General features: G+C 73.8%; 4 protein-coding genes and 6 pseudogenes. 2 read left to right on the top strand and 8 right to left on the bottom strand.

The annotated features are described in order from the left end of the window. Positions 1-17 precede the first annotated feature (17 nt). From FF86_RS47720 to FF86_RS47730, 4 genes and pseudogenes are all read right to left on the bottom strand, one after another. Positions 18-272 (bottom strand): annotated as a pseudogene (locus tag FF86_RS47720) (gfo/Idh/MocA family oxidoreductase); the annotation flags it as partial. Between the two features lies 1 nt (position 273). Further along, a pseudogene (locus FF86_RS13410) lies at positions 274-1,127 on the bottom strand (Gfo/Idh/MocA family protein); the annotation flags it as partial. Positions 1,128-1,218: 91 nt separating this feature from the next. Continuing rightward, positions 1,219-1,803: LLM class flavin-dependent oxidoreductase (locus FF86_RS47725; RefSeq protein ID WP_242418700.1), on the bottom strand; the 585-nt coding region annotated here is incomplete at its 5' end. A gap of 1 nt (position 1,804) precedes the next feature. Beyond that, a pseudogene (locus tag FF86_RS47730) lies at positions 1,805-2,289 on the bottom strand (MsnO8 family LLM class oxidoreductase); the annotation flags it as partial. 133 nt (positions 2,290-2,422) lie between these two features. On the opposite strand from FF86_RS47730, the gene FF86_RS13420 reads away from it, so the two are divergent. Next, complete coding sequence (locus FF86_RS13420; protein ID WP_082121839.1) at positions 2,423-3,037, top strand: MarR family winged helix-turn-helix transcriptional regulator; 615 nt, start codon at positions 2,423-2,425, stop codon at positions 3,035-3,037. Between the two features lie 39 nt (positions 3,038-3,076). Here the strand turns inward: FF86_RS13420 and FF86_RS13425 are convergent, their stop codons facing one another. The 4 genes and pseudogenes from FF86_RS13425 to FF86_RS47740 form a co-directional block, all read right to left on the bottom strand. After that, complete coding sequence (locus tag FF86_RS13425) at positions 3,077-3,448, bottom strand: DUF4267 domain-containing protein (RefSeq protein WP_044885006.1); 372 nt, start codon at positions 3,446-3,448, stop codon at positions 3,077-3,079. 3 nt (positions 3,449-3,451) lie between these two features. Next, positions 3,452-3,941, bottom strand: a pseudogene (locus tag FF86_RS13430) (hypothetical protein); the annotation flags it as partial. Between the two features lies 1 nt (position 3,942). Then, positions 3,943-4,125 (bottom strand): annotated as a pseudogene (locus FF86_RS47735) (hemerythrin domain-containing protein); the annotation flags it as partial. A gap of 1 nt (position 4,126) precedes the next feature. Further along, a pseudogene (locus FF86_RS47740) lies at positions 4,127-4,201 on the bottom strand (hemerythrin domain-containing protein); the annotation flags it as partial. Positions 4,202-4,460: 259 nt separating this feature from the next. Between FF86_RS47740 and FF86_RS13435 the strand changes: the two are divergent. Then, entirely contained in the window at positions 4,461-7,928 is a 3,468-nt protein-coding gene (locus tag FF86_RS13435) for a BTAD domain-containing putative transcriptional regulator (RefSeq protein WP_063870384.1), read from the top strand. Positions 7,929-8,018 lie beyond the last annotated feature (90 nt).

Genomic DNA, 8,018 nt, shown 5'->3' on the forward strand with positions numbered 1-8,018 from the left:
TCCGCCGGGAGAGGACGTCACTTCTCGGGAACCTGGACGCGCCGGCCGGTGGCGGCGGACCGGGAGACCGCGTCGAGGAGCTGGTGGCGGCGCAGCGCGTGGGTGAAGTCGGGCGCCACCGTGGTGCCCTCGGCGAGATCGCGGCCGATCTGCGCGTAGGCGTGGGCGACGGCGGCGGCCGGCTGCCCGGCCAGGGCGGGGAAGGCGTCGTACGACGCCGGCGTGGTCAGCTCGGCGAGCGGCTCGCCGCCCTGGGAGCCGAGGATGGTGATNTGGCCGTAGTTGAGGCTGCCGGTCGACGAGGTCACCTGGAGATCGCCGTCGGTGCCGTTGATCTCCCACAGGAAGCTGGTGCCGCGTGGCGTCCCGCCGCGCAGGTGGATGCTCGCGACGGCCCCGCCGACGAGGGTGCCGGAGACGGCGATCTGGTCCTCGGCGGTCATCGGGACGGACGCGCCGGTCTCGGCGTTGCGGACCTGGGGCCGCCGGGTCGCGGTGGTGGCGACGACGTCGGCGAACTCCCCCAGCACGCTGGCGACGGCGTCGGCGGTGTGGCCGAACGGGATCGTCAGCATGGTGGCGCCCAGGTCTCGATCGAGCAGGTACTCACCGCCGGGGTGGATGACCGGTCCCCACACGCCGCCGTTGCCCACCAGCGTCGTCGACAGCACCTCGCCCACGTACCCGTCGGCCACGAGGTCGCGCAGGTAGCGCACCGCGGGGGCGAAGCGCCCCTGCACACCGACGAACGACCGCACGCCCGCGGCGGCCTCGACGAGCTCCCGGACCTCGTCGAGACCGGCCGCCAGCGGCCACTCGCACAGCACCGCCTTGCCCGCCGCCAGCGCGGGCAGGACCAGCTCGCGGTGGCGCGGCACCTTCACCGAGACGACGACCAGGTCGACGTCGTCGCGCCCGGCCAACTCCTCGACGCTCCCGCTGGCCGCGGGCACGCCGTGGGCCTCGGCCGCGGCGCGCGCCGACTGCGGGCTGCTGGCGGCGACCGCCCGCAGCGCGAAGCCGTCGACGGCGGCCAGCGCGGGCACGTGCGCCCCGGCCGCCCAGCCGCCGTTGGCGCTCAGGCCGACGATGCCGACGCCCACCGTGCGTTCGAGATCCGATGCCATCAGAATGTCCTCTTCTCGGTTTCTCAGTCGGGGTGCCACTCTGGCGGGCTGCCACTCAGGCGGCCTGCCGTCGGCCAGGTCGGGGTATCGCTCAGGTCGGGGTGCCGCTCAGGTCGGGGTGCGCGCCCGCCGGCGCCACGCCCGCGGCGGGCTGGAGGTCGAACATGGCGGCCAGCAGCTCGTGGGAGCGGCGCCGGTCGGCGGGGTCGGCGATGAGGTTCTGCACCATCAGCTCGTCGGCCCGGCTCTCCGCGAGCATCCGCTCCAGTGTGGCTCGGACCCCGTCGACGTCGCCGGCGACGAACTGCGGCCACCGCCCGTCGACGATCCGGGTCGGCTGCTCCTGCTCGGCGTCGGTGAGCTCCGCGGCGGCCTCATCGGCACTCGGCAGCACCGCGTCGCCCCCCTGACGCCGCAGTCGAGCGTAGAACCCCTTCGCCGAACCGACCAGCCGCCGCGCCTGCGCCTCGGTCTCGGCGACGGTGACGTTCACCGCCAGGATGGACCGCGGCTCGGCCAGCCCGAACCCCTGGGGACGGAACTGCTCGCGGTAGTGCCGCAGCGCCGCCGCCGCGCCCGCCGGGTTGATGAAGCCGGCGAAGGCGTACCCGATACCGAGTCCGGCCGCGAGGTTCGACCCGGACGGGCTCGACCCGAGCAGCCAGGTCTGCGGCACNCCGGGCACCGACGGGATCAGCGGGTTGCCGGTGAACGGATGCCCGGCCGGGAACGCCTCATACAGCCAGGCCAGCGTCTCGGCGACCTGCTGGGTGTGGTCGTCCTGCGTCGGCTGCCGGCGGTCGCGCCGCAACGCCAGGTCGATGACCGGCCCGGCGGTCGCCCGTCCCATGCCCAAGTCGACCCGGCCCGGGTACATCGCCTCGAGCTGGGCGAACATCTCGGCGACCTTGAACGGGCTGTAATGGTTCATCAGCACCGTCCCGGACCCGATCCGGATCGTCGACGTCCGCGCGCCGGCGGCCGCGATCAGCAGCTCCGGGTGGTGCGACGCGCCGGAACGGCTCAGGTGGTGCTCGGCGAACCAGACCCGGTGGAAGCCCCAGGCCTCGGCGTGCCGAGCCGTCTCGACCGCGTCGACGAGCGCCTGCCGCTCGTCCGTGCCCGGCGCGACCGTGCCCAGCTCCACGATGGACAGCCTCACCCGCGGCCTCCGAGCCCGTGGCCTCCGACGGCGTCGTCTGCGGCAATGGCNGCGATGCTCACCGCTCCACCGTAGTCGATAGTTGGTTGGTCCCAACTTGTGGTCTCGCGTCGCGCCTCTCTACCGTGGACCGATGGACCCCGCGCCCGCACCCGCGACGCCGACCGCCCTCGCCGCCCTTGAGCGGGCACTCGCGGACGTGGCGCGGATCCTCGCCGACCGCGCCACCGTCGACGACCTCGCGCGGCGGTCCGGCTTCGACCTGCCCGCCGCCTCGTGGGCGCTGTTGGAGTACCTCGACGGGCATGGCCCCATGCCCGTCTCCGCGGTCGCCGCCTGCCACGGCGTCGACGTCTCCTCGGTCACCCCGCGGATCAAGCGGCTCGAACGTGACGGCCTGATCAGCCGGCGGCGCGAGCCCCGCGACGCTCGCATCCACCTCATCCACATCACCGATCGCGGCCGGCACGCGCTCGACAGCGTCCACGCCGCCCGCCGCGACCTGCTCGATACGGCCATCGCCGAGCTGGACCCGACCCACGTCGGCATCGCCGCCGGGGTCCTCGAGCTGATCGCCGGTCGGCTCTCCACCACGCGGCGACGCATCGACGCCCAGTCCCCGGGTGGCGCGAGTCCGCATCCTCTCGGCCTCGGGCCGGAAGATGATCCGAGGGATCTTCCGCCGACGTCGGCGGAGGCCGGCCGGGCCCGGCGTCCCGGCGACAGGTCGGAGTCGATACCCACCTGACGTCGGCATCGCCGCCCCGGCCGGGCCGAGCCGAGCCCGTCAGGCCAGCAGAAGGCCCGCGGTGATGAGCAGCAGCACCGCCGTGAGGCCGTGGATGGCGTAGGCGGTGACCTTGGGCCCCTGGTGGCGCAGCACGATCAGGGCGTCGCCGATCGGGACGACGGTGATCATAAGCATGAACCAGCCGACCGCCTGTTGCGTCGAGGCGAGGATCAGGGCTATCGGGACGAGCCCCGACGCGATGTCCCGGATCCCCTTGACCGCGAAATAGGCGTCGGCCTGGCCGATGTCCGCCGGCACGGCGACACCGAAGGCGGCGGCCGCGGCCCGGGGTACGAGCAGAAAGCGTATTCCGATGAAGATGATGGTGACGCTGACGATCCACGAGAGCACATAGGCAACGGTTGTCATGGTCTACCTCGCCGATCTGGTCGCGGGAGCCGCTCCGTCGGCGGTGCTCGGCCTGTCGACGGCACTCGGCCTGTCGACGGCACTCGGCCTGTCGACGGCACTCGGCCTGTCGACGGCTGCGGGAACGGGCCGGTAGTTCCCCCGGATCCGCCGCACGTGGGCCGCGTAGAGGATCCGGCCGACCGAGAACCAGATGATGCGGGCCGGCAGCGGAAGCCCGGCGAGGAACGCCTTGCGCTCATCCGGCTGCGCGTCCTCCAACACGGCGCCCAGCAGGGTCAGGAGCGCGTCCTTCGGGGTGTTGGCGAGGAAGTGCTCGCCCTGGGCCGCCCATTCCGGCACGCTGAGATACTCGGCGGCGAGCGGCAACAGGTGCGATTCCTCGTCGTCGAGATGTTCGATCAATGCCGCCCGATGCTCGACGAGAGCCTCGACGAGGGCGTCCCGAGCCGACGGGTCCGCGCCGGCCTCCCAGGCGGCCAGGGCGATTTCCNCCCGGGCGAGGCTCGCGGCCACCTCTTCGTGCTGGGCCTCCATCCGCAGCACGACGTCGGCGCCCAGGTCCAGGCGGGCCAGCAGCAGCGGCCAGACCAGCTCGTCCTCACCGTGGTGGTGGACGCCGAGGCCCAACTGGTACCACCGGAAGTAGCCGGCGAGGACCCGCGCCCGGGCGGTGTNGCCCGCGGGAACCCGGGCCGTCAGCTCGGCCAGCAATCGCGATTCGCGGCGGAACGCCCGGTGGATGATCTTCATCTCCTGGGTGTTCGGGCGTTCCACGTCGGTGTCAGGGGCTGCGGAAGTGGTCACGGTGTTCCTCCCTCGGTCGCGGCCTTTCCGGGTCCGCGGCCTTTCCGGGTCCGCGGCCTTTCCGGTGCGCGACCCTTCTGGATCGCGTTCGGACTGTTCGGTTGAACTGGGATCAGCATCGGCGGCGACACTTGGAGCGCTCGTGGAGCTGAGTTGGAGCCGTCTCGCCGGAGGGACAGGACCGGATGGATAGGATCGGTACGCGATGGTCCGGATCCGAGTGCTCGGCCCGCTGGCGGTCGAGGTGGGTGGACGCGCCGTCGCCCTGGGCGGACCGCGACAGCGGGCAGTCCTCGCCCGGTTGGTCGTCGCCCGCGGTGAGCTCGTCTCGGTGGACCGGCTGATCGAGGACCTGTGGCGCGGCGAACCGCCGGCCAAGGCCGTGACCTCCCTGCAGTCCTACGTCTCCAATCTGCGCCGGCTGCTGGAGCCGGCCCGGCCGCCGAGGACACCCGCGACGATCCTCATCAGCGCGAACCCGGGTTACGCCCTCGCGCTCGGCCCGGAGGCAGTGGACGCCTGGCGGTTCGAGTCGCTGCTGCGCGAGGCCCGGCGGAACTCCGCCGCCGGCACCGCCTCCCGGGCGCTGCTCTCCGAGAGCCTGTCGCTGTGGCGCGGCGACGCCTTCGGTGAGGTCGCCGACGAGTCCTGGGCCACCGCGGAGATCGCCCGGTTAGCGGAACTTCGCGTCGAGGCTCGGGAGATGCTCGCCGCCGCCGAGCTACGCGACGGCAACCTGGCCGCCGCCGTGCGGCTCGCGGATGCGCTCACCCGGCGTGAACCCCTGCGGGAGGAGGGCTGGCGACTACTGGCCCTTTCCCTGTGGGGCAGCAACCGACAGGCCGACGCCCTCGACGCGTTGCGCCGCGCCCGTCGGCGGCTCGCCGAGGAACTCGGCCTGGACCCAGGACCCGAACTCGCCCGGCTGGAGGAGGCGATCCTCCGGCAGGACCGAGAGTTCCTCGACGCGACGACGCCCCCCTCGGCGTCCCCCTCGCCACCCCCCTCCGCACCCGAGCCGCCGGCGGCCACCACTGCGAGCGCCGAGCTGTTCGCCGGCCGCGAGCGGGAGCTCGCCGCGCTGGCGGACGTCGCCGCCGAGGTTGGTGCCGCCGAGGTTGGTGCCGCCCAGGTCCGGGCCGCCGACATCGATGCCGGCCGGGTGAGGATCGTCCTGGTCAGCGGCGAATCGGGAGCCGGGAAGTCCGCGCTGTTGCGGCAGGTGCGCCACCGGCTGACCACAACCGGGTGGTTGGTCGTCACCGGGCAGTGTCTCGAGGCAGAAGGAGCTCCCCCGGCCTGGGCGTGGCTGCAGGCTCTGCGCGCGCTGGCCGACACCGCTCCCCCGCCGGCCGAGCTGGCCGAGCTCCTCGAACCTCTCCTGTCGGACCAGCTGCCCGACCATCCGCCAGGCCACTACCAGCCCATGGACGCGGACCGCCGGAACCACGTCGACGCCTCGGCCGGCCGGTTCCGGCTACACCAGGCCGTCGCCGCCTGGCTGCGAGTGGTTGCCGATCGGAAGCCAGCGGGACCACTGGCGATCATCCTGGACGATCTGCACTGGGCCGACGCGGAGACCCTGGCTCTGCTCAGCGCGGTCGGTACGCAGGTGACCGACGCGCCGATCCTGCTGCTGGCGGCCTACCGGGACGGGGAGGCCGGCCCGGCTCTGAGCGAGGCGCTCGCCCGGCTGGCCACCCGTTCACCACGGCGCCTGGCGCTGGGTGGGCTGTCGCGGGCGGCGATCGCCGACGTCGTCGGCGCGCTCTGCCCGCGGCCCGTCGACGCCGACACCATGCTGGCCCTCGCCGAACGCACCGGCGGAAACCCGTTCTACGTGCGGGAGAGCGCCCGCCTGCTCGCCAGCGAGGGGGCGCTCGTCGCGCTGTCCGACGTCCCGGACGGCGTGCGTGACGTGCTCCGCCGGCGGCTCGCACGCCTGCCCGAGGCGTCGGTGGCGGTGCTGCGACTGGCCGCCGTCGCCGGCCGGGAGGCCGACGTCGAGGTGCTCATCGACGCGGCCAGCACCGACGAGGAGGGCGTGCTCGACGCCCTGGACGCCGGGCTCATCGCCGGTCTGCTCACCGAGCCCGCACCCGGTCGGGTCCGGTTCACCCACGCTCTCGTCCGGGACACCCTGAGCTCCGACCTCAGTCGGCTGCGCCGCACGCGCATGCACGCCAGGCTCGGCGCCGCCCTCGAGCGGCTGCAGCCCGACAACACCCCCGCGCTGGCCCACCACTACCTCCGGGCCGCCTCGGCGGCGACGGCTCGCCGCGCCGTCGACTACGCGGTCCGGGCCGCCCAGTCCGCCGAACGCCGCTACGCCCACGACACGGCGGCGGAGCTACTCGCGGACGCGCTCGACGGTTTCGACCGCATTCCCGCCGACGACATTCCCGCCGACGACCACGCGTCCCAGGAGAATGATCGCGACGCCGAGCGGGTGCGGCTGCTGGGCCGGTTGCTGCGGGCGCAGGTGCGGGCCGGCGCGGTGGCGGCCGCGCGCGCCACCCGGCAACGGGCCGTCGATCACGCCGAGGCGGCCGGCCGCGAGGACCTGCTGATCGCCGCCTTCACGGCCTGGACCGAACCGACCCCCTGGCAGAGCCGGCCCTACGGGACCGTGGACGCGCCCGCCGTCGCGGTGCTCACCCGCCTGCTCGAGCGGCGCGGTCTCGACCCCGCCGTGCGCTGCCGGCTGTTGGACGCGCTGACCACCGAGCTCGCCGGCGAGGACGACGCCCGGCCCCGCCGGGCCGCCGAGGAGGCGGTGGCACTGTCCGCGGCCGTGGACGATCCCGCTCTGCGCGCCCTCGCCCTCACCGCGTTGGCCCGGGTGCGCAACAACGAGTCCGACTGGCCGCAGCGGGCCCGGGTCGGCCAGGAGCTGATCGCGCTCGGCGTCGGGCACGACCTGCCCGCCTACCACTCCTTCGGCAACTTCATCCGGGCCATCGCGGCGGTCGCCGACTCCGACGTCGCCGACGTCCGGCGCTTCGTCACCGACGGGATGAACCTCGCTCGCCTATACCGGATGCCGGAGGCCGAGGGCGTCGGCGAGTACGCGCAGGCGATGCTCGCGCACATCGCCGGCGACCTCGACGACGCCGAGCGCCGGTACACCGAGGCGAGCGCCCGGATGCTCCGCCACGGGTCGATCCACGCCGCCGGCTTCCAGCTCCTGGCCCTCGCCACCCTGCGCCTGACGCAGGGCCGGATGGCCGAGTTCGCCGCATGCGCCGACGATCTGCTGGCCGCCCACGGTCCGGTCGTGACCGACCTGCTCACGCTCGCGCTGGCCCGGGACGGCCGGCTCGCCGAGGCCACGCGCATGCACGCCGGAGCCCCGGCCCTGCGACCCGACTTCCTCTTCTCGGCCCTCGGTGTCCTGCGCGCCGAGGCGGCCATCGCCGTCGCGGACCGTCCGCTCGCCCGGGCGATGTACGCCGACCTGCTACCGCTGCGCGGACAGTTACCCGGCACCCTGAGCCTGTCGCTGGCGCTGCGGCCGGTCGCCCACACCCTCGGCGCTCTCGCCGCCTTTCTCGGCCGGTCCCTCGACGCCGCCGACCACTTCCGGCACGCGCTCACGGTCGCCGAACGCTGGGGTGCCACCCACTGGGCCGACGAGGCCCGCCACGCCCTCGCCGCCGTCCGCGCGGCCTAGGAGACCACTGAAAATCTTGCGGGTCCGGGTTCTGGTGTGGTGGTCGACGCCAGTGTTGTGATCATGCAGGGTGAGTGGGTGGGCGAGCTG

Source organism: Frankia sp. CpI1-P (assembly GCF_001421075.1).
In the GTDB taxonomy this organism is placed as follows: domain Bacteria; phylum Actinomycetota; class Actinomycetes; order Frankiales; family Frankiaceae; genus Frankia; species Frankia torreyi.